Here is a 21,844-nt window from a genome sequence, read left to right on the forward strand (position 1 = left end):
ATTACCAGCGATAATTTAGGTTCACACCCGCACTAAAATAGCGTCCAGGTGCGGGTTCAAAAGCGCGGCCATTACTTTGATTAACCACCACCGCACCCACATTTTTCCGATCGGTCAAGTTGTTCACTTTTAGCCAATAACGCACTTGCCACTTTGCTAACACCTGCTCGCTGCTGATAGCGGCATCAAAAGTAACGGCGCTTGGCGCAAAATCACTATTCTCATCATCGGTTGCAATTTTACTACGATAGCTGCTGATCCATTCTAAATACAATGGCAGCGCTAAGCGGGGTTGATAGCGTAATTGCGAATAAGCATCTGTTTTTGCTACGCCGGGTAAGCGTTTTCCCGATAGTTCTGTAGACGCAAAGGTCGCATCAAGTAGAGTTAAGCTAAAATCGTGTTGCAAATGCGCGGATAACTCTGTGCGCATTGCTAACTCAATACCATCTCGCGCAGTATCACCGGCATTACGATAACTGGTGCGGCCGTTATTGCTACTGGCAACCAACAATTCATCGCTGCTGCGGATACTGAACACACTTAAGCTCATGCTGCTTGAAGCATCTTGGTACTTTACACCTGTTTCCCACTGTCGATTTTCACTGGCTTCTAAGCCTAAATTTAAGCCACTGCCTTCAGTTTTATAGGCAAGCTCGCTTAATGTTGGGGCTTCAAAACCCTGACCTGTGCTCATAAACCAAGCCCAGTTGGCGGCAAACTGATAATTCATACCGATGGCGCCAGCATGTTGGTAATAATTGCGCTCACCACTGTCATCAGGATTTGCGCCTTGAATAAAATTATCTCGAATAGCATAGTACAGTTCGGTGTAGCGTAACCCCCCATTAAAGCTCAATTTATCGGTCGGTTGATAATTGACACGCCAGTAAAGATCCCGGTTTTCGGCGAGATTGGTTTCGTTTCGTCGCAAGTCACCCCGCTGTCCGAATTGATTGACATAACCCTGGCGAGCATCATCACTTTTTGCAAAAGCCGCGCCAACCAGAGTACTCAGCTCAGGGTGCAGCTGCCATTGCTTTTGTGCATTCGCGCCTTGGAAATCGCGGTCTAGTGCGATGACACCGCCTGATGAGGTGATGGCAGAGCCGGTGAAGGCTAAGTTTTGCGCCACTTCACGATTACCTTGCCAAATAGCAACTTGCCAAGGATGCTGACCACTGTGGGCTAAGGCGAGGCTGGCTTGATGTTGTTGGGTGCTTTTAGTGGTATCAAACAAACTGGCTTGAGGTGCTGTTTGCTCAGGATCTTCTCGCCATTGCTCTGCGGATAAACTCAGCGGATCTTGCAGCAGGGGATCATTCGAGCCATCAATACGCAGGCGCAGAGTCAGCTCGTCTGTTAATAAGCTTTGCCAACCAAATTGAATTTGTTGCTTACGCGCGCTGGAACGCTCTCGAAAGCCCTCTGTTTCAAAGTGTTTAGCGGCTAACTGCCAACTATTATTTAATGAGCGTTGGCTAATTTGCAGTTGGTATTGCTGATGCATAGAACTTAACGCGAGATCACTGCTCACCCCACTGGGTTGTTGCTCATTAGTGTATAACGAAATCACGCCACCGGCGCCATTGCCATACAATACGGCCATCGGGCCACGTAATACTTCGGCATAAGCAATGTTATCGAGTAAAACGCTGGAAAGTTGGCCTTGGCCATCGGGTGCCGAGATGGGTATACCGTCTTGTTGTAAGTAAATACCACGAATACCAAAAGCGCTGCGGCTACCAAAACCACGTAAACTGAGCCGTGTGTCCTGCGCAAAATTGGCACGACTATCAACTTGCAAGCCGGGGATCCCTTGCAGGAGTTCGGCGCTATCGATTAACAGACCGTGTTCATTACGTCTTGCAATGTCGATACTCGCAGGCGTACTGAGCCAAGATTGTTGTTGCTGACTGGCTGTAACCACAATAATTTCTGTGGGTTCAGTCGCGAATGCCGAGTAGGGCAAGAAGCTGGTGGCAACGAGGCCACCGGCTAGTGTAAATTGAGGAAGTATAGACATGTTTAATTGGCAGCTTTTAATCGAAGAATTTGGCCATTAATTTGATCGGTCAGCAGATACACTGCGCCATCAGGGCCTTGGCGGACATCACGGATCCGCTGGCCAATCATAATACGTTCTTCATGACTGACTTTTTCACCGTTGAGTTCCAAGCGAACGAGTTGACCAAATTTCAGTGATCCAACCAATAAGCTGTCTTTCCACCCAGGAATGGCGTCAGACAAGTAGAAGCTCATACCGCTAGGGGCAATGGATGGCACCCAATAATGCATTGGCTGTTCTAAGCCGGCTTTTTTGGTTTGACCAATAGTGCCGCCGCCATATTCTTCACCATAAGTAATCACCGGCCATCCATAATTAAGTGTGGCACGAGTTACGTTAATTTCATCACCGCCTTGCGGGCCGTGTTCATGCGTCCACAGTTCACCCGTTGCAGGATGTAGAGCTGCACCTTGAATATTACGATGACCATAAGACCAAATATCATCTAAGACTGCAGCATCTTTCACATAAGGGTTATCGGTAGGTACGCTTCCATCTAAATGTAAGCGGATCACTTTACCGTGATGGTTATCTAAGGTCTGTGCATCATCGCGGCGCTGCCCTCGATCGCCCAACGTGATAAATAAGTAATTATTATCTTGTATCACTAAGCGCCCGCCAAAGTGATGGCGGCTTTCAAATTTAGGATTAGCACTAAACACGATTTTTAAATCGCTGATCGCCTTGTCGCTCAAAGTTGCCAGGGCGACAGCTGTACTGCTGCCATTTTCGCCAGGTTGATTAAAACTGAAATAGAACTGCTTGTTCGTTGCGAAATCGGGGTGTAACACCACATCTAGTAACCCCCCTTGACCGTTGACAACGATGTCGGGTAAGCCCTGTAAAGGTGCGCTAAGGCTACCGTCTGTATTGACTAAACGCAGCTTGCCAGCACGTTCTGTTACTAACATCCGACCATCGGGTAAAAATGCTAGGCCCCAAGGGTGCTCTAAGCCTTCGGCCACTTTTTCAATAGACAATACTGATTTTTCTGTTTGTATGGTTTGTGCATTCACAACAGGTGAGGCTAACAATAGGGCCGAAGCCAAGGCAGAAAATGATATTAATTTATTCATCGGGTGCTCCAAATAGGGAAAAAGCTAGGCGTAATCGCTGGATATGATGCTAGCAGTTCTGCCGTTATTTAGTATAACGACAGGCTAAAATGCGAGTCTGGCAAGATGAATGCTAGCCTTTTAAGTAGCTGAGTACGACTTCGTGGTGATCTTTGGTTTTAAATTTATCGAAGACTTTTGCAATGCTACCGTCTTGATTGATAAGAAAGCTTAAACGATGCAAACCATCGTATTCTTTACCCATGAATTTTTTCAAGCCCCAAACGCCAAAAGCTTCTGCAACCTGATGGTCTTCATCGCCAAGCAAGGTAAAATTCAATTGATCGCGTTCAGCGAATTTAGCTAAGCGTGTCGGTGCGTCAGTGCTAATGCCTACCACTTTAACGCCTAACTGTTCAAGTTCAGCCATGCTGTCACGCAGCGCACAGGCTTGCACAGTGCAACCTGGCGTCATGGCTTTTGGGTAAAAGTAAACAAGTACGCGCTGCTGTTTAAGCAAAGCACTAAGATTGACGGGCTGTTGTTGTTGATCGGGCAACGTAAAATCAGGGGCGATTTGTCCGGCGGTTAGTGTTTGCATAGCGTTTCCTTATTGTTGTGCTTGAAAAGTACCTTGTAAGCCGAGTTGTTGCATCAAGGCAAAGAGTTCTACAGAAATGTGTTCAGCATCAATTCCTTCCGCTAACTCCAGCGTCATTTGCGTATGCATCATTACGCCGTTTGCGCTGGGGCTGGTAGCCGATTGCAAAGAGCCAATGTAAATATTGTGACTGGCTAACAATCCTGTGATAGCACCAAGTGTACCGACTTTGTCTGGGCCCGCGTAGTCCAATACATAATGCGACACAACCTGAGTTTGCGATTGGCCACTAGTACGTTTACTCATCGTGGTTAGATCAAGTTCTAATCCTAGCGCCGGTAACAGGTGCTCAATACGGCTGATGGCCGGTAAATCGCCAGAAAGCAGCATAATAAAGGTGAATTCACTGCCGAAAATAGCCATACGGCTATCAATAATGTTGCAATTACATTCGGTCACCAAGCGGGCTAGCTTACTGACGATGCCGGTGCGATCCGGGCCTATCGCGGTAACCACAAGTTGAAGAGGCATAGCACTTCCTATAAAGGTCTAAAAACAGCAGTTTTTTTGCCATCATGATACGGCGCGCAGTTTAGCATATTGCAAATGAATGTCATCTGCCCTTACGCATCAGCAATCAGGGTGAAAGCTTGCTTGTGTTTACTGGCTGCTGTCTTTAACATAGGCGCCCTTAATACAAAATGTGGAGCCACAGTAGCATGTTCAAAGGTAGTATCGTTGCCCTGGTGACGCCGATGACCGATGAGGGTCAGGTTGATTATGAGAGCTTAGCGCAATTAGTGGCTTTTCACTTGGCGCAAGGTAGTGCCGGTCTGGTGATAATGGGCACTACAGCAGAAGCTGCTACCTTAACCATGGCAGAACAACATGCAGTGATGGCTAAAGTATGCGAGCAAGTGGCGGGGAAGATCCCGGTCATTGCGGGTAATGGTGCAATGTCGACCAGTGAAACCATTGCTAAAACGCAATTTTTTGCTGATCTGCCCATTGATGGCTATCTAACAGTGACACCGTTTTACAATAAGCCAATGCAAAAAGGCATGCTGGCGCATTTTACTGCGGTAGCGGCAGCAACTGACAAGCCGATCATTTTATACAACGTGCCGGGCAGAACGGGCGTTGATTTACTACCGGAAACGGTAGCAGCATTAGCGAAAGTTAACAATATCGTCGGTATAAAAGAAGCGACCGGTTCACTTGCTCGTTTAGCCGAGCTTAAAGCGTTATGTCCTGCTGATTTTTTACTGTTAAGTGGCGACGATGCGAGCTTTGCACAGTTTATGTTAGCGGGGGGGCACGGTGTCATCTCGGTGTCGGCTAATGTCGTTCCTGCGGCCATGAGCCAAGTGTGTCAGGCTGCTTTTGCCGGACAAAATGCAGCAGCCTTAGCCATGGATGCAAAGCTTCAAGCGCTTCACCAAGATTTATTTATCGAATCCAATCCAATTCCAACAAAGTGGACATTAAAACGCATGGGCTTAATCAAGTCCGATTTTTTGCGCTTACCGTTAACCCAGTTGGAACCAATTCATGAAAAACGAATCGAACAGGCATTACAAAAAGCCGGAATTTTAGAGCAGGAGTAGTTTAGGTGCAAAAGTGGGCAAATGGTATTATCGCTGTCAGCGTCTTAGTAAGTGGCTGTTCAGTTTTTGACAAAACACCAACAGAAAGCACTGAGCTGAAGAAAGTTAACCTGCAGATCCCCGCAGGTATGGCCACACCCAATCAGCCAGCAATCTATGATATTCCAGCCAATCAGCCGGTGCAAACCGCCTCGAAAGAGCAAATCAGTAAGCGTTCTCCTACCTTAGTTCTTGCCACTGCAACCAGCAGTCGCCTAGAGGAAGAAGAAAAACTTGCTCGGGTATGGTTTGAACGTAATGATTTAACCGGTGAGTTAACGCCTTTTGTGACTGAGCAATTGCAGGCGTTTTTTCAACAGCAAGCCATTGAATTAAAGCAAACTGACGATGCCGGCTTACGGTATGAAACGGGTTGGATCAAGCGCTCTGAGACTTCCGGCTTTCTGTTTTGGAAATCTGAAGATGCTGTGGACCAAGTACGTTTTCAAATTGAGTTAGCACCTCGGCCGCATGGTCGCAGTTTAAGTATGACGGTGACCTTGTTAGAGCATCAGTATTTTGTGCCAGGTGAACAGCTCAATGCGGTTCAAATTAAAGCCAACGAAGTGAATTTACTTAACCGAGTGATTAATCAAGTGGCTGTAACCGAGGTCGCCAAGGCCCGTGATTTACGTGCACAAGTGGCGGAAGTCTCTTTGGCTCCCGGTATCGACAAAGCCGGCAATGCCGCTTTAATCACTGAACAGCCGTTAGATGTGACATGGTCACAGTTAGAGTTATTATTTAATGATTTAAATTTATCGGTAACAGATTTTGACCGTTCTGTTTATACCTATTATTTGAATTACACCAAACCAGAACGGGGTTTTTGGCGCACCATTACGTTACGTGATGCCCCTTTACAGTTACCCATAGAAAATGGCGATTACCGGATTGTGTTATCACGTTTAGCCAACAACCATACTGCGATTGCTTGGTTAGACAAAACAGGTGAGCCATTATCTGCTGATATTGTGAACAGTATTTACGAGCCGATGGTCACTGCCATCCGTGCAGCCGGTGCTGAGTTATAATCTGCGGTAAAAAGTCATTTGCGATCAGGCCAAAGCCCTTTATACTTTGCGCCTGATTTTAGTGCCTGCCGATCGGAGTTTAAAATGGTCCAAAAGACAACTGAGCTGTACCGTGGAAAAGCCAAAACAGTGTATAACACCACAGATAATTCGCTGCTCGTGTTACACTTTCGTAATGATACCTCTGCTTTTGATGGTGAGCGTATTGAACAGCTTGATCGTAAAGGCATGATCAACAACAAATTTAACTTTTTCATTATGCAAAAGTTGCAAGAAGCCGGTATTCCAACGCAAGTTGAGAAATTGCTCAGCGATGATGAAGTGCTGGTGAAAAAGTTAGACATGATCCCGGTAGAGTGCGTTATTCGTAATTATGCTGCTGGTTCATTGGTGCGTCGTCTTGGTGTTACTGAGGGGATGGCTTTAACGCCTGCCACCTTTGAATTGTTCTTAAAAAATGATGCGTTACACGATCCGATGGTGAATGAATCGTTAGCAGTGTCTTTTGGCTGGGCAACAGCTGAGCAATTAGCGGAAATGAAGCGTCTGACATTTAAAGCGAATGAAGTATTAAATGCTTTGTTTGACGCAGCCGGGATGTTGTTAGTTGACTTCAAATTAGAATTTGGTGTTTTTAACGGCCAAGTGGTGTTAGGTGATGAATTTTCACCGGATGGCTGCCGTTTATGGGATAAAGCAACCCGCAAAAAACTGGATAAAGATCGCTTCCGTCAAGGTTTAGGTGGCGTGGTAGAAGCTTATGAAGAAGTGGCCAATCGTTTAGGTGTTCATTTAGGCTAATCGTTTACTTGTTTTAGTGAAGCCACCTGCGGGTGGCTTTGTTATAATTAGGCGTAATCACGCGAGCAGCGCAAAGGAGAAAGCATGGTCTTGGCTAAATGGCTGGGGTTAGCATTAATATTGTTGTTTAGCAATTTACTGTGTAGCGCAGAGCGTCCGCCTTTGTATCAGGCTGAAGTGAGTGCAGAGCAAACGCAACAGCAATGGCAACGCGAAGCCTTACAGCAAGTGTTAATGCGTGTGACTGGTCGCCCAGATATTATGCAACAAGCCGAGCTTCGAAATGAATTAGCGAATGCCGCAAGCTACGTTAAGCAGTTTGAAGCGATCCGAACCGAGCAGGGCAATAAGGTTCGTGTTGTCTTAGACAGCCAGCGTATTCAACAATTACTTAAATCTTACCAAATACCAGTTTGGGGTGGGCAAAGACCTGAGATTTTATTTTGGATTGTTGAACAACAACAGTTGCAACGTAATTTTGTGCGTCGTGCTGATAGCATCTGGCTAACCAGCTTAAGCAGCGCTTTGCAGCAACAAGCCTTGCCTTTTACTTTACCCTTGTATGATATCGACGACTTAATGCTGTTAACTGAAACTGATGTGTGGGCTGGGTTTTGGCAACAAATTGACGCCGCCAGCGCACGCTATCAAGCAGATGAAGTGGTGGTGTTATTACTCGAAACCACAAGCGATAACCCTGAATTACCCTGGCGTTTAACCGCGTTGCGACAGCAAGAAGGGCGCGTATTACGACATGAATATCAAGCGGCCAATGAAACCGAATTAATGCAGCAGTATGCGGCTAGCTTAGGTCAAGAACTGGCGCAACAATTCGCTATTTTACTTAACCCTGCAGCAGAGCAACATCTGGTACTGCAAGTCGGTGGTATGCAAAGTTTGGCCGAGGTGGTCAGTGTTGAGCGTAACCTAGCGAGTTTACTGGGGGTCAGCAAAGTTCAGATCGTGCAACAAAGCGCGCAATTTACTCGTTTTCAGCTAACTATCCAAATGAGTACCGAGCAATTATTGCAAAGCTTGCAGTTTGAACCGACTATTCAAAAAATCGATACCTTTGAACCTTCTTTCGGTGCCTATCCTGGGGTACCGATGCTGCAAACGGATCCTAATCCATCGGATGTGTTAGCGGTATTTCAATTTGTTAGGCGTTAAATGCAACTGACTTTAGCTGTTACTTTGCCTGAAGATGAAACCTTAGATAGTTTTTATGCCGCCGAACATAGTGCGGCAGTGAGCTTTTTAAAGCAGTATTTAGCTGATCCTACTGGGCAAGCACCGGTATATTTATTCGGTGCCAGTGGTAGCGGTAAATCGCATTTATTATATGCTGCCTGCGTGCAGGCGCATGAGCAAGGCCGCACCAGCCAGTTAGTGGCGTTGCAAGATTGTGAGCAATTAACTCCGCGGATCTTAGATAACCTTGAGCAACTCGATCTGGTTTGTTTAGACAATATTCAGGCGGTGGCGGGCGATCTCAACTGGCAGGTGGCGGTGTTTGATTTATATAATCGTCTGGTTGAGCAAGGTAAGGCACTGATTATTGTTGCTAATCAAGCACCACAACAGCTGGGGATCACCTTACCGGATTTAGTGTCACGCTTGCATGCCTGCACCAGTTTTCAATTACGGTTGTTAAGTGATGACGACAAGCAAGGCTTATTACAGCAAAAAGCGCGGCTCAAGGGCATTGAACTGCCTGCTGAGGCGGCGCGTTATTTATTAAACCACCATAATCGTGATATCCGTTCGCTGGTGGCTATTTTAGATCGACTTGATAAAGCCTCTATTGTGCATCAGCGCAAACTCACTATCCCATTCATCCGTGAAATTCTGCAACAAGCCTAAAATAATCAGAAAAATCTGCTTCTAAACGAAAAAATCTGCTGCTAAAACTGCGTGCTAGCCATTTCTGGTGTATTATTGGCGGCTTTGAATCTAGGCAATCCTGGTGACGTTGAGGACAACAATGAACCTGACAGCGATATTAAATGAGGCTCTGGCTGCGGTAGCAACCGCGAGCGATATTCCTGCTTTAGAAGAGGTTCGCGTAACCTTTATGGGCAAAAAAGGCAGTATTACCGATCTGCTGAAATCCTTAGGGGCGATGGACCCAGAGCAGCGTAAAATCGCTGGTCAACAAATAAACGAATTAAAGCAGCAAGTGCAAGACGCGCTAAATCAAAAACGTGATTTGTTACAACAAGCGCAACTTGCCGCTAAGTTGGCACAAGAGCGGATTGATGTCACCTTACCCGGCCGTGCTATTGAAAGCGGTGGCTTACACCCGGTCAGTCGCACTATTGCGCGCATCGAAAGTTTTTTTGCTGAGTTAGGTTTTGAAACCAAGCACGGCCCAGAAATCGAAGACGACTTTCATAACTTTGATGCGCTGAATATTCCTGAGCACCATCCTGCCAGAGCAGATCATGACACCTTTTATTTCAATCCTAAGCTGATGTTGCGCACGCAAACCTCGGGCGTACAAATTCGCACTATGGAAAAAGAACAACCGCCACTGCGTATTATTTCGCCAGGTCGGGTGTATCGGAATGATTATGATCAAACACACACGCCAATGTTTCATCAAGTTGAAGGCTTAATGGTCGATAAAAATGTCAACTTTGCTGAGCTAAAAGGCATTTTGCATGACTTCTTGCAAAACTTTTTTGAAGAAGACTTACAGGTTCGCTTTAGACCGTCGTTCTTCCCATTTACAGAACCTTCTGCTGAAGTGGATGTGATGGGTAAAAACGGAAAATGGTTAGAAGTACTCGGCTGTGGCATGGTGCACCCGAATGTGCTGCGCTCTGTCGGCATCGATCCTGACGTGTACAGTGGCTTTGCCTTTGGTATGGGCGTTGAGCGTTTAACGATGTTGCGTTACGGCGTTACCGATTTACGCTCATTTTTTGAAAATGATGTGCGCTTCTTAAAGCAGTTCAGATAAGCGGAGTAGAACAAGATGAAATTTAGCGAATCCTGGTTACGTGAATGGGTTAGCCCTAAGCTGGATACTCAAGCTTTATCTGAACAATTATCCATGGCTGGTTTAGAAGTCGATGGTATTGCAGCGGTCGCCGGTGAGTTTAGTGGCGTAGTCGTCGGTGAAGTCGTGGCTTGTGAGCAACATCCTGATGCCGATAAATTGCAAATTACCAAAGTGTCTATTGGTTCTGCGGAGTTATTAGACATTGTTTGTGGCGCAAAGAATTGCCGTTTAGGGCTAAAAGTTGCGGTAGCTACCGTGGGTGCGGTATTACCGGGTAATTTTCAAATTAAAAAAGCCAAACTGCGTGGACAGCCTTCACACGGTATGTTGTGTTCATTCTCAGAATTAGGCATGGCAGATGACTCTGACGGTATTATGGAATTACCAACAGATGCGCCAGTGGGCACTGATCTTCGTCAATATTTAGCTTTAGACGATGTGACTATCGAAGTTGATTTAACGCCAAACCGTGCTGACTGTTTAGGGATTAAAGGCTTAGCGCGTGAAGTGGCCGCGTTAAATAAACTTGAGGTTTGCCAGCCTGAATTTCCGCCAGTTGCTGCGACCATCGATGAACAAAAAGCCATCAACCTTAAAGCCCCGAGTGCCTGCCCACGTTATTTAGGTCGTGTCATTCGCAACGTTAATGTGCAAGCGCCCAGCCCATTATGGCTAACTGAAAAATTACGGCGCTGCGGTGTTCGTAGTATTGATGCCATTGTTGATGTTACCAACTATGTTTTATTAGAACTGGGGCATCCAATGCATGCCTTTGATTTAGCAAAAATCAACGGTGATATTCAAGTACGAATGGCCACAGCCGGCGAAAAACTGGTGTTATTAGATGGCGAAGAAGTAACTTTGCAGGCTAATACCTTATTAATTGCCGATGCGGATAAAGCGTTAGCAATGGCAGGTATTTTTGGTGGTTTAGACAGTGGTGTTACAAAAAGCACTACGGATATTTTCTTAGAAAGTGCCTTTTTTGCCCCTCTAGCCATTGCCGGTAAAGCCCGTCAGTATGGTTTACACACGGATGCCTCGCATCGTTATGAGCGCGGTGTTGATCCTCAATTACAACGTACCGCCATGGAACGTGCTACCGCGTTGTTGTTGCAAATAGTCGGCGGTGAAGCAGGCCCGATCACCGAAGCGGTTGCTGCAGACTATTTACCGGTAAAAGCACCAATCGTGTTGACTGAGCAAAAGTTAAAACGCATTGTTGGTCATGATATTGCCCGCAGCGAAGTGACTGATATTTTTCAGCGCCTAGGCTTAGGTGTCACAGATACTGTAGAAGGTTGGCAAGTGACGGTGCCAGGTTATCGTTTTGATATCAGTATCGCCGAAGATTTGATTGAAGAAGTGGCTCGGGTGTATGGCTATAACAATATTCCAAACCAAGCGCCTATCGCAGCCTTAAAAATGCGCCGTTTTAATGAAGCCAGTTTAAGTGTGTCGCAAATGCGTCAGGTGTTGGTGGATCGTGGTTATCAAGAAGCGATTACTTACAGCTTTGTTGATCCTAAAGTGCAGCAAGCTTTGTTTGCTGATCAGCCTGCCTTAGTGTTACCGAATCCGATTTCGGCAGATATGTCAGCCATGCGTTTAAATAGCTGGCCAGGCTTATTACAAGCGGTGCAATATAATCAAAATCGTCAGCACAATCGGTTACGTCTATTTGAATATGGCCTAAAATTTATTCCTGATGCTGCTGCCGAAAACGGTGTACGTCAAGTACCGGTGATCGGCGGTGTGGTCGTGGGCTCTTATGCCAATGAGCATTGGACGATCGCAGAGCGTCCGGCTGATTTTTACGATGTGAAAGGTGATGTTGAAGCCCTGTTGGCCCTATTGTCAGCGCCAGATTCTGTACATTTTGCTGCGGCAGAGCACAGTGCACTGCATCCTGGGCAAACTGCAGCTGTGTATGTTGATGGCGAGGTAGTGGGTTATTTAGGTGCTTTGCATCCCGAAGCTGAACGTAAGTTAGGCATTAAAGGTAAAGCTTTCTTGTTTGAGCTTGAAGTGGCCGCTTTAGGCCTTCGTCAAATAGTACAAGCGCAAGAGTTATCAAAATACCCGGCAAATCGCCGAGATTTAGCGGTTGTTGTTAGATCAGATGTGCATTTTGCTGATATTGTTGCTAGTATTAAAAAAGTTGGCGTAAATCAGTTAGTTGACCTAAAATTATTTGACGTATACACCGGTCAGGGCGTTGCGGAAGGGTTTAAGTCATTAGCGATTGCTCTGACCTTACAGGATAAAGCGCGTACGCTTGAGGATAAAGCTATCCAAGAGGTTATAAATCAAGTGGTTAGCGTGCTTAAAAATGATTTCGACGCAACGTTGAGGGAATAAAGATGGCGCTTACCAAAGCTGATTTAGCAGAACGTTTGTTTACCAAGTTTGGCGTAAGTAAACGAGATGCCAAACTAATAGTGGAAGCTTTTTTTGAAGAGATCCGTGCTGCGCTAGAGTCTGGTGAGCAGGTTAAGTTATCGGGTTTTGGTAATTTTGATTTGCGCACTAAAAACGAGCGACCAGGCCGAAATCCAAAAACAGGTGAAGATATTCCCATTTCTGCTCGCTGTGTAGTCACGTTTCGGCCAGGCCAGAAACTTAAATCACGGGTAGAAAGCGGTACCAGTAAAGGTTAGATAAACATTAAACCTTAAAACGGCAGTTACAAAGTAACTGCCGTTTTTTTTTGATTTTTTTTAAAGGGTTGATCCGAATGAATAGGCGTACTGTAAAGAAGAGTGTTCACTACTGAGCAAAATGCTGACAGCAGTAACGTCAGGATCAGTGCTGCCGTGCTTTCTATTGGTAGGATCCTTAAATAATCGTGTTTAGGCAATTTAGGTAAACTAATTGCTGGAATTATTTTGACGTGCAAGCACGTCTAATTTGGATACAAAGCCTTATGAAAACACCCTCTGTCCATTTAGTCTGGTTTCGACATGATTTACGTTGTCATGACAACGAAGCATTGCATGCGGCCTTTAACGCGGCGGCGGCAGACAACGGTGTGGTTATCGCTGTGTTTATTGCTACCGCTAAAAGCTGGCAACAACACCATATGGCCGCTATACGTCAAGATTTATTGCGCCGTCGTGTCAAAGCATTAGAGAGCGAGCTGGCAGATTTAAATATTCCGTTAGTGATGGTGGAAGGTGTGGACTATGCTAGTTGCGCTAAGACGATTGCTGCCTTTATTCCTAAAGGGCTGGTGGCTTTGTATGCACAGCGTGAGTACGAAGTGCGTGAGCAGCAACGCGATGAGCAGGTTAGCGCACTATTACAACAGCAGCAGATTGATTGTCATTGGTTCGACAGGCTTTGCATTATGCCCCCTGGCTCAGTGTTAACCCAGCAGGGGGATGTCTATAAAGTTTTTACACCATTCAAACGTAATTGGTTAGCAAAATATGCTGAACAAGGAGTGCATTGCTTTGCTAAGCCAAAGCCACAAGCGCGAACCTTTACTGACTTACCAACGTTTACCGTGATGCAAGAGGGGGATAACAGTTCATCGGCGTGTCCAGTGGCAGAGGCAGAAGTACTGCAGCAGATGCGCCTATTTTGTCAGCAAAAGGTGCAAGATTACACTTTGCAACGTGACCTACCAGCCGTGGATGGCACGTCACAGGTTTCACCTTACTTGGCGATCGGCGTGCTGTCAGCACAACAATGCGTCGCTCGCTTGCAATTAGAAGCCGGAGCTTCAATTTGGCAAGAGAAAAGTGGTGCTGCAGTCTGGTTATCTGAACTGATTTGGCGTGATTTTTACAAACACATCATGCTGGCCTTTCCAAAATTAATTAAGCATAAAGCGTTTCAAGCGGAAACCGATCTTATTCAATGGCCGAATAACGCTGCCTTATTTGAAGCGTGGTGTCAGGGTAAAACCGGTTATCCGATTGTGGATGCTGCCATGCGGCAATTAAATCAAACGGGCTGGATGCATAATCGTTTACGTATGATCACGGCCAGTTTTTTAGTCAAAGATTTGCATATAGATTGGCGCTGGGGCGAGCAATACTTTATGTCGAAGCTCATTGATGGTGATTTTGCGGCGAACAATGGCGGCTGGCAGTGGGCCGCATCAACCGGTACAGATGCAGCACCGTATTTCCGTATTTTTAATCCAGTAACACAAAGCCAGCGTTTTGATGCCAATGGTGACTTTATCCGTAAATTTATTCCTGAATTGGCGGCTAAATCGGCTAAAGACATTCATTGGCCGCATAAACCGATTACGCCTAAAGGTTATGCTGCTCCTGTGGTTGCACATGATCAAGTTCGAAAAATTACCTTAGCGCTGTTTTCAGCAGTAAAAAATCAGGAGAACCAGCATGCTTGAACCGCGCCTACAGGCCTTTTTAGATTATTTTAATCAGATCTCAGGGCAACATACTATTGCACCAACAGCGCTCTATCATAAAGACGTCTGTTTTATTGATCCGGTGCAACAAATTCAAGGCGCAACTGCGTTACAAGTATACTTGAATCATGGTTATCAACGGTTGAACTACGCACGCTTTATGCCGGTATCTGGTTCTTGTTCGGGTGATGTCGGTTTTTTAAGTTGGGTGATGACGTACAGCCATCCTGCCATCGCTAAGGGTAAAGAAATTAGTGTTAAGGGCTGTTCAGAATTACGTTGGCATGGTGAGCAAATTATCTATCATCGTGATTATTATGATATGACCGAAATGGTTTATCAGCAGATCCCAGTATTAGGTTGGTTAACCAGCCAAGTTAAACGTAAAATGGCTGCGGGTTAACCCGCTGTTTAAGCAGGCGTTTAGCCTGCCATTATAAGGAAAGTTATGCGCATAGCAGTAATAGGCGGCGGAATTTCTGGCATGTTAAGCTGGTATCTGTTGCAACATAAATATGATGTTACTTTGTTAGAAGCAAATGATTATCTTGGCGGTCACACTGCCACTGTTGATGTCGAAGTACAAGGCAAGCACTATGCCATTGATACCGGTTTTATTGTTTTCAATAACTGGACCTATCCCATCTTCAATAAATTTATTGCTGAGCTTACTGTACCTGCGTTACCAACAGAGATGAGCTTTTCAGTCAAAAATACACAAAACAATCTGGAATATAATGGCAACACTTTAGCCAGCTTGTTTGCGCAAAAACGTAATCTGCTTCGACCGTCTTTTTGGTTAATGTTGCGGCAAATCGTGCGTTTTAACAAATTGGGTAAGCAAATGGTTGCTGAAGATCATGCCGATCTGGATTTAGAATTGGGCGTGTTTTTAGACAAACATGGCTTTGGCCAAGGCATTCGTGATAATTATTTAATGCCGATGGGCGCAGCAATCTGGTCTGCCGGTTTAACCGATATGCCAAAATTTCCGGTGCGTTTTTTCCTTCGCTTTTTTAATAACCACGGTTTGTTAAATATTAATGATCGGCCACAATGGTCAGTGATCAAAGGAGGGTCTAAGCGCTACGTTGAGGCCCTGTTACAAAAGGTCGATGCTGCTAAATTACGCTTAAAGCAAAACATCAGTGGCGTGTCGCGCGATGCTATGGGTGCAACCATTCATTTTGCCGATGGCACAACCGAGCAATTTGATAAAGTGATCTTTGCTTGTCACAGCGATCAAGCGCTGGCTTTATTAAAAGATGCCACAGCACAAGAGCGGGAGATTTTGGGGGGAATTACTTATCAACAAAACGAAGTTGTGCTGCATACCGACACGAATTTACTGCCGGTTCGCCAAGCGGCTTGGGCGTCTTGGAACTACAATCTTGATAGCCAGCAAAGTAATCAAGCGACACTGACTTATAATATGAATATTTTACAGCGCTTAGAAGCCCCCGTGACTTTTTGCGTGACGTTAAACAACAGCGCCAGTATCGCAAAAGATAAGGTATTAGGGGTTTATCACTATGCACATCCCGTGTATAACCATAGTACTATCGCCAGCCAGCAGCGGCGTCACGAGATCAATGGTGTGAATAATAGTTTCTTTTGTGGTGCCTATTGGTATAACGGTTTTCATGAAGACGGCGCTCGTAGTGCTGTCGATGTTGCCGCCTTATTAGGTGTAGATTACTGATGCAAGCAGGCCATGCGGTATATTGTGGTCGGGTAGGGCATAAGCGCTTTCTACCCAAGGTGCATGGCTTTAGCTATCCTTATGCGGCTTATTGGCTGGATTGCAGCCAGCTAAACCAAGCTAGTTTATCTGCTGTAGGCATCGGTTTTGAGCGGTTTGCTGCGATTAGTTTTCGACGTAAGGATTTTCTCGAGGGTGATAGCGACTTGGGGCAAGCTGTTCGCGCCAAAGTACAGCAGTTAGGCGGTAATATGGCGATTAACCAGGTTTTCTTGGTATCGCCATTGGCAGGCTGGGGCGTCTATTTTAGCCCACTTAATTTATACTATTGTTACGATGAAAGCGGTCGTTGCTGTTATTTGCTCGCGGAGGTCAGTAATACGCCTTGGAACGAACGGCATTACTATTTGCAGCAATTGCAAGAAAACGCCAAGTTCTATGAACATGACAAAGTATTTCATGTTTCACCGTTTAATCCATTGGATATGCAATATCGATGGCAAATTCCCCAGCCTAGCGAGCAATTGTTTTGCAGTATTACGAATATCAAGCAAGCCCAAGCGGTGTTTAGTGCGTGGTTTACCCTACGACGTTTTGAGCTGACAGCCGCAGTACGCCGTAAGATATTGATCCGTCAGCCATGGCAAAGCGTACAGATCATGACTCGAATTTATTGGCAGGCTTTAAAACTAGTGTTTAAAAGGATGCCTATCTATGGCCATCCTAAATCCAGAGGAACTGATGTATGAGTTTGTCGCTTAGTGAAAAAGCGGTGTTTGACAATCTTGGTTGGTTTGACCGGTTATGTCGTAAATTTACTTTGAATTTCCTCAGCCAATTACGTCACGGTGCCATCACGGTGATTGAAGCAGGGGTAGAACAACAATTTGGTGAAACGGATGCTGAGTTACACGCCACGATAACAGTGGTTGATCCTGCCTTTTACCAAAAACTGGTGTTGGCTGGCTCGGTTGGTGGCGGTGAAGCTTATATTCATGGCCATTGGCGCTGCGACAACTTAACTGCCCTAGTTCAAATTTTTGCCCGTAATTTAGCTGTGCTCGATAAGATGGACTCTACTTGGGCACGTTTGAGCCGTCCAGTATTAAAGCTGCTAAATTACCGCAATCGTAATACGGTCAGTCAGTCTAAACGCAACATTTCTGCGCATTATGACTTAGGCAATGCGATGTATAAGCTGTTCTTAGATCCTAGCATGATGTATTCCAGTGCGGTTTATCCCTCTGTTGATAGCAGTTTAGCCGAAGCGCAACAGCATAAGTTGCAACAAATTTGTGAGCGTCTGCAATTACAAGCCAGTGATCATGTGATTGAGATTGGTACTGGTTGGGGCAGTATGGCTATTTATGCTGCACAGCATTATGGTTGTAAAGTGACTACCACCACGATTTCACAACAGCAATTTGATTACACCCAAGACCGTATAAAAGCATTAGGTTTAGAGGGACAAATTACCCTGTTGTTTAAAGATTATCGCGAGCTTGAGGGTAGCTACGATAAGCTGGTGTCTATTGAGATGATTGAAGCGGTAGGCGATGATTTTCTCGATAATTACTTTGCCAAGTGCAGCAGCTTATTAAAACCCGATGGCATTATGGTATTGCAGGCAATTACCATGGTCGATCATCGTTATGATCAATATGTGCGTGAAGTTGACTTTATTAAACGCTATATTTTTCCAGGCGGTTGTTTACCGTCTATTAGCCGGATGGCTACTGCGGTTGCGGAACATACAGACTTAGTGATCCGTCAGGTTCAGGATATCGGTTTTGATTACGCTCGTACGCTAAAAGATTGGTGTGACAATTTTATGGCACAGCGCGATGCAGTACATAAATTAAATTATGACGATAACTTTATTCGGTTATGGCATTTTTATCTGTGTTATTGCGAAGGCGGCTTTCGTGAGCGGGCCACCAGCGCGGTGCATTTAGTTTGCACTAAACCAAATAACCGCAGCGTGATTTGAGCCAAATTTGGCTAAGAATAAAACCGGTCTGTTCAGCAAGACCGGTTTTTTGTTTTACTCGCTGTTTTTAGCAAGAACGTCGTTTAGCGTGAAGGTCAATACCGTTTCAATGCGCCTCGTTTTGCACGAAGCACAGGTGTTATTTATTCAAACTGACTTTTCAACCAGCAGCAAACCGGCAGGTGTGATAACAATTAGCTTGTCTTTATACAGGGCGCCAATGGCTTGTTTAAAGGTTTTTTTGCTAACACCAAAGGCATCAGCAATCAGTTCTGGCGAGCTTTTATCCGTTAAAGCCAGCTTGCCGTCGTTTTGGCGTAAACGCTGTAAAATCTTTTCAGTTAACGCCTGAGCTTGCTGATAAGTGGCTTGATTTAGGCGTAAATCAATTTTGCCATCATCGCGAACTTTGGTGATCAGGGCGGTGTGGCGTTCACCTCGTTTCAGTGGGCGAAAAACTTCATTTTTATACAATACACCCCAATGTTGATGTTCAATAATCGCTTTGTATCCAATATCGGTTTGCTCGCTGATCATCACTTGCACCTTATCACCGGTTTGGTAAGGCACAGGGGTTTTATGTAAATGACGATCTAATTTAGTCGAAGCAACAATACGATTACTTAAATCGACATAACAATACACTAGATAGTGCTGGCCCACTTTCAGCGGGATTTGCTGCTCGCTAAAGGGAACTAATAAGTCTTTCTTTAAACCCCAATCTAAGAAAGCACCCACCTTAGTACTGGCAACCACAGCTAAAGAGGCCACCTGGCCAACCATAATTTTCGGTTGCTCAGTGGTGGCAATCAGTTGATCTTCAGAATCTAAATATAAAAATACAGACAAGGGCTCGCCGATAACAATATCTGCGGGCGCCACGTTGTTCGGCAGTAGGATCTCACCCCAGCTTAATCCGTCCAGGTAATAACCAAACTTAACCTGTTTTTTTACGGTTAATGTATTCAGGGTACCTAATGCTATCATTTGTGCCTCATTATTCATTGTTTAAGTTGAATATTGTAACGGCTTTTTGCGGTGTGTGCTGTGCTAATTTCAACGGGTATGCTGCTTTCGTTGCTTATTAGTTTAAGCCGCAAAGCCTTGCGGTGTATTAGCCAGTTTAGACCAGATTTTTTCATGGAAAAAATAACCTACCGTATTTACCGCCGGTTCAACAATAGCAACCAAGCCACCGAGGATGAGATCGCCGGTAATTAAATAGGTCACTACAAAAGCAATGGTAAAGTGCATTAGCGCGAAGGTGAGTGTCTTAATCATCAGTTACATCCTATCTCAATACGATGATCAAATGATAACACCTCTCATTTGCATTTAAAGTGAATTTTATTGCTTAGCATAAACAATAAAATTAATCAGCTTGGTAAGTCAATTGACGCCCGTGTTGCGTATACCTTATCTTGGCATGAGCGATAGGCTCTATAGCCTAAGTGATTTTCATTATCGCAGGGCAGAATATTTCGGAGAAACCTTATGGATTGCCGTGAATGGCTGGATATCAAGCAGTATGAGTTCCTGATGAACTATTTTATGCGTCGTCAACAACAACACGCTATGGCTGATTTGAATGAGCCTTACAGTTATGATGGTTTTAGTACCTATGATCAGCTGTACCAGCAAATTGTTAAAGAAGCAGAAGTGGCGTTTATTGAATGTTTTGGTGAACCGGCGCCGCCCATTGTGTTTACCAATTTATTTCATCTCGCCGAGCTTGAGTTAGCAGGTAAGCGGCCCCGCTTAAAAGGGCCGAAGATGATACAATAAGCAGTAAAGTGCAGTTAATCTTCTAAGCGCTTTAACGCATCGATAAGCATCGGTACGTCCAGTTTGTCATTCAGCGGCACTAAGGTGCCTGCTGACCAGACGCCATAGCTGCCATCTTGACGTAAGATCAGCATCTTATCTTTTCGGATACTAATAATATCTTGCTGGCTGATATTCAGTTTGGGTAAGGCTTTAGGTGCGAGCAAATTATCGCTAAGCCAGCGTTGCTGGCCATCACAGCCGGCCGCAGCAACCAAGGTGGGTAACCAGTCCAGCTGTTGGCTATTATGCTGTTTTAATTGTTGACTCAGTGCTGGCCAGCGGGTCAGAGCGGTGACGGGAGCCAGTTGGAACTTAGTATTATTGCTGTGTAACGGCACAATGACAATTTGGGCATATTGTTGATAGTCAGCCCAATTTTGCGTGGGATCCGCGTCAAATACCATACTAAAAGGCGTGAAAGTGGTCGACTCTGTTGCCCAAGGAAGCAACGCGCTGAGCTTAGGGTCGCGATTCACTACCGAAAACGCCTGGCTGTGAGAGGGGGATAACCAGCTCGGCCGCTGTTTAAGCGCTTCGGTGTCGCTTGCTTCTACCATAAATTGGCCATACAACACATTGAGCAGTGCTTCAGGGGCATTATTGGGAGCAAAATGTTGTTCGTGTAATCGAAATTGCTGCTGACGGAAAAAGTTAATCTGCGACTCGGTTAAGGGTTGGCTAAATAGCAGTAGTGTCGACTGTTGTGCCGGCAAGGTACAACGTAACTCACCGGTAAGTGGCAAACTGGTTTCTAAACTTAGCCGCTCGGCTTGACGCTGTGCGCGTTGTGTTAAATCAACTAATTGATAGCGGGCTAACAAACTTTTTGCCGTAGCGGGATAAGAAAACGGTAAAACATTATCTTGGCGGGTAATGTCCCACTGCAACTTCGCATCAGCATAAATATGTAAAACATGGCTTAACATAAAACTGCCGAAAAACAGCATAAGTGCAGGTTTACCAATGCCTGATTGCCCTAAGCGGGTGATCTTTTTCCAGCAAAAGTTACTGATGGTCAGTTCTATGGCAAACAACATACTGCCCACTACGGCCACGATCAGCAAAAAGTTACGTAGGTTGGTGACTATTTGCTGGCGTAATAAATCAATCGTTTGATCATAAGATGCACTGCCTAGATGATAACCAAGCTGGTTATAAACGTAGGCGTCAAAGATTAATAATACTAATCCAATACTGGCGAGCGCTGCGGCCAAGCCGCGAATATGGCGCTGATAGGGGAAAATTAGCGACAACGGAAAGATGGTTAAAATAAAAAACATAAAGCAGATAAATGCGGTATGTCCTAGCCAGGTTAATACAAGATAACTCCAGCCAAGGAATGTCACAGGTAAAGGTTCTGCCCACCAGAAAGAAGCCGTAATCACTAAAGCCAGCAGCATATTAAAAAAGCTGAACCAGTGACCCCAATTCAGCAAGCGATTGACTTTTTTTACCAGTGACAGATTTTGTTCTAACACCATGTTAAGTTTACTGACGATTTACGTTGATGGCATCCGCTAATGCCCGATTAAATGATTCAGTGACCGCAGCGCGTTGTTTGGCGGGTACTGATGTATTAATAACATGGCTGACGGCATTGCCTAAACACATTAAGCTCAGCTCGGTAGTCGCCTGCTCATTTTGCAGGGTGTCGATAAGTTGATTTACCAGCTTTTCAATTTGGCTAGTCGAATATTTTGATACAATAGGCATGGATTACTCAGAT

22 protein-coding genes are annotated in these 21,844 nt (G+C 45.2%); 14 read left to right on the forward strand and 8 right to left on the reverse strand.

Going from position 1 to position 21,844, the window contains the following annotated elements:
- Position 1 precedes the first annotated feature (1 nt).
- The 4 genes from ACUJFL_RS09200 to ACUJFL_RS09215 all read right to left on the reverse strand — a co-directional run bounded on the left by ACUJFL_RS09200 (position 2) and on the right by ACUJFL_RS09215 (position 4,255).
- Entirely contained in the window at positions 2 to 2,026 is a 2,025-nt protein-coding gene (locus ACUJFL_RS09200; protein WP_445427287.1) for a TonB-dependent receptor family protein, read from the reverse strand.
- A gap of 2 nt (positions 2,027 to 2,028) precedes the next feature.
- Positions 2,029 to 3,144 carry a PQQ-dependent sugar dehydrogenase gene (locus tag ACUJFL_RS09205; RefSeq protein WP_445427288.1) on the reverse strand — a complete coding sequence of 372 codons (1,116 nt, stop codon included), beginning with the start codon at positions 3,142 to 3,144 and terminating at the stop codon, positions 2,029 to 2,031.
- A gap of 112 nt (positions 3,145 to 3,256) precedes the next feature.
- Entirely contained in the window at positions 3,257 to 3,724 is a 468-nt protein-coding gene (bcp, locus tag ACUJFL_RS09210; RefSeq protein WP_445424694.1) for a thioredoxin-dependent thiol peroxidase, read from the reverse strand.
- A 9-nt stretch (positions 3,725 to 3,733) separates the two neighbouring features.
- Positions 3,734 to 4,255 (reverse strand): glycine cleavage system protein R, encoded by a 522-nt coding sequence (locus tag ACUJFL_RS09215; RefSeq protein ID WP_229585957.1) that lies wholly within the window; start codon positions 4,253 to 4,255, stop codon positions 3,734 to 3,736.
- A gap of 188 nt (positions 4,256 to 4,443) precedes the next feature.
- Between ACUJFL_RS09215 and dapA the strand changes: the two genes are divergently transcribed.
- The 13 genes from dapA to ACUJFL_RS09280 all read left to right on the forward strand — a co-directional run bounded on the left by dapA (position 4,444) and on the right by ACUJFL_RS09280 (position 18,291).
- On the forward strand, positions 4,444 to 5,331 hold the full coding sequence (dapA, locus tag ACUJFL_RS09220) for a 4-hydroxy-tetrahydrodipicolinate synthase (RefSeq protein WP_445427289.1): 888 nt from the start codon (positions 4,444 to 4,446) through the stop codon (positions 5,329 to 5,331).
- Positions 5,332 to 5,336: 5 nt separating this feature from the next.
- Positions 5,337 to 6,404: an outer membrane protein assembly factor BamC gene (bamC, locus tag ACUJFL_RS09225; protein ID WP_445427290.1), complete on the forward strand. Its 1,068-nt coding sequence runs from the start codon at positions 5,337 to 5,339 to the stop codon at positions 6,402 to 6,404.
- 84 nt (positions 6,405 to 6,488) lie between these two features.
- Entirely contained in the window at positions 6,489 to 7,205 is a 717-nt protein-coding gene (gene purC, locus ACUJFL_RS09230; RefSeq protein WP_445427291.1) for a phosphoribosylaminoimidazolesuccinocarboxamide synthase, read from the forward strand.
- Between the two features lie 84 nt (positions 7,206 to 7,289).
- The gene (locus ACUJFL_RS09235) at positions 7,290 to 8,375 is read left to right on the forward strand and encodes a DUF2066 domain-containing protein (protein ID WP_445427292.1); all 1,086 of its coding nucleotides are present in this window, start codon (positions 7,290 to 7,292) and stop codon (positions 8,373 to 8,375) included.
- Complete coding sequence (hda, locus tag ACUJFL_RS09240; protein ID WP_226751558.1) at positions 8,376 to 9,068, forward strand: DnaA regulatory inactivator Hda; 693 nt, start codon at positions 8,376 to 8,378, stop codon at positions 9,066 to 9,068. It abuts the gene before it with no gap.
- Between the two features lie 121 nt (positions 9,069 to 9,189).
- Complete coding sequence (gene pheS, locus ACUJFL_RS09245) at positions 9,190 to 10,170, forward strand: phenylalanine--tRNA ligase subunit alpha (RefSeq protein WP_226751559.1); 981 nt, start codon at positions 9,190 to 9,192, stop codon at positions 10,168 to 10,170.
- Positions 10,171 to 10,185: 15 nt separating this feature from the next.
- A complete protein-coding gene (pheT, locus tag ACUJFL_RS09250; protein ID WP_445427293.1) occupies positions 10,186 to 12,573 on the forward strand; it encodes a phenylalanine--tRNA ligase subunit beta in 2,388 nt (795 codons plus the stop codon).
- 2 nt (positions 12,574 to 12,575) lie between these two features.
- Positions 12,576 to 12,872: an integration host factor subunit alpha gene (gene ihfA, locus ACUJFL_RS09255; protein ID WP_226751561.1), complete on the forward strand. Its 297-nt coding sequence runs from the start codon at positions 12,576 to 12,578 to the stop codon at positions 12,870 to 12,872.
- 266 nt (positions 12,873 to 13,138) lie between these two features.
- A complete protein-coding gene (gene phrB / locus ACUJFL_RS09260; protein WP_445427294.1) occupies positions 13,139 to 14,578 on the forward strand; it encodes a deoxyribodipyrimidine photo-lyase in 1,440 nt (479 codons plus the stop codon).
- Positions 14,571 to 15,002, forward strand: coding sequence for a nuclear transport factor 2 family protein (locus ACUJFL_RS09265; RefSeq protein ID WP_445427295.1), 432 nt, complete (start codon positions 14,571 to 14,573; stop codon positions 15,000 to 15,002). The genes phrB and ACUJFL_RS09265 overlap by 8 nt, the downstream gene beginning before the upstream one ends.
- Positions 15,003 to 15,047: 45 nt before the next feature.
- Positions 15,048 to 16,301: an NAD(P)/FAD-dependent oxidoreductase gene (locus tag ACUJFL_RS09270; protein WP_445427296.1), complete on the forward strand. Its 1,254-nt coding sequence runs from the start codon at positions 15,048 to 15,050 to the stop codon at positions 16,299 to 16,301.
- Positions 16,301 to 17,050 carry a DUF1365 domain-containing protein gene (locus tag ACUJFL_RS09275; protein WP_445427297.1) on the forward strand — a complete coding sequence of 250 codons (750 nt, stop codon included), beginning with the start codon at positions 16,301 to 16,303 and terminating at the stop codon, positions 17,048 to 17,050. The genes ACUJFL_RS09270 and ACUJFL_RS09275 overlap by 1 nt, the downstream gene beginning before the upstream one ends.
- Entirely contained in the window at positions 17,047 to 18,291 is a 1,245-nt protein-coding gene (locus ACUJFL_RS09280; protein WP_445427298.1) for a class I SAM-dependent methyltransferase, read from the forward strand. The genes ACUJFL_RS09275 and ACUJFL_RS09280 overlap by 4 nt, the downstream gene beginning before the upstream one ends.
- A 147-nt stretch (positions 18,292 to 18,438) precedes the next feature.
- Here the strand turns inward: ACUJFL_RS09280 and ACUJFL_RS09285 are convergent, their stop codons facing one another.
- Together ACUJFL_RS09285 and ACUJFL_RS09290 are read right to left on the reverse strand one after the other, a co-directional pair.
- Entirely contained in the window at positions 18,439 to 19,278 is an 840-nt protein-coding gene (locus ACUJFL_RS09285; protein WP_226751567.1) for a CvfB family protein, read from the reverse strand.
- A gap of 102 nt (positions 19,279 to 19,380) precedes the next feature.
- Positions 19,381 to 19,572 (reverse strand): DUF2061 domain-containing protein, encoded by a 192-nt coding sequence (locus ACUJFL_RS09290; RefSeq protein ID WP_306176526.1) that lies wholly within the window; start codon positions 19,570 to 19,572, stop codon positions 19,381 to 19,383.
- Between the two features lie 213 nt (positions 19,573 to 19,785).
- Here ACUJFL_RS09290 and ACUJFL_RS09295 point away from each other — a divergent pair, with 213 nt between their 5' ends.
- Complete coding sequence (locus ACUJFL_RS09295) at positions 19,786 to 20,076, forward strand: hypothetical protein (protein ID WP_226751569.1); 291 nt, start codon at positions 19,786 to 19,788, stop codon at positions 20,074 to 20,076.
- Between the two features lie 14 nt (positions 20,077 to 20,090).
- Here the strand turns inward: ACUJFL_RS09295 and ACUJFL_RS09300 are convergent, their stop codons facing one another.
- Positions 20,091 to 21,599 (reverse strand): DUF3413 domain-containing protein, encoded by a 1,509-nt coding sequence (locus tag ACUJFL_RS09300; protein WP_445427299.1) that lies wholly within the window; start codon positions 21,597 to 21,599, stop codon positions 20,091 to 20,093.
- A gap of 7 nt (positions 21,600 to 21,606) precedes the next feature.
- On the reverse strand, positions 21,607 to 21,831 hold the full coding sequence (locus ACUJFL_RS09305) for a YejL family protein (RefSeq protein WP_226751571.1): 225 nt from the start codon (positions 21,829 to 21,831) through the stop codon (positions 21,607 to 21,609).
- Positions 21,832 to 21,844: the final 13 nt, after the last annotated feature.

Source organism: Alishewanella sp. HL-SH05, from assembly GCF_052655985.1.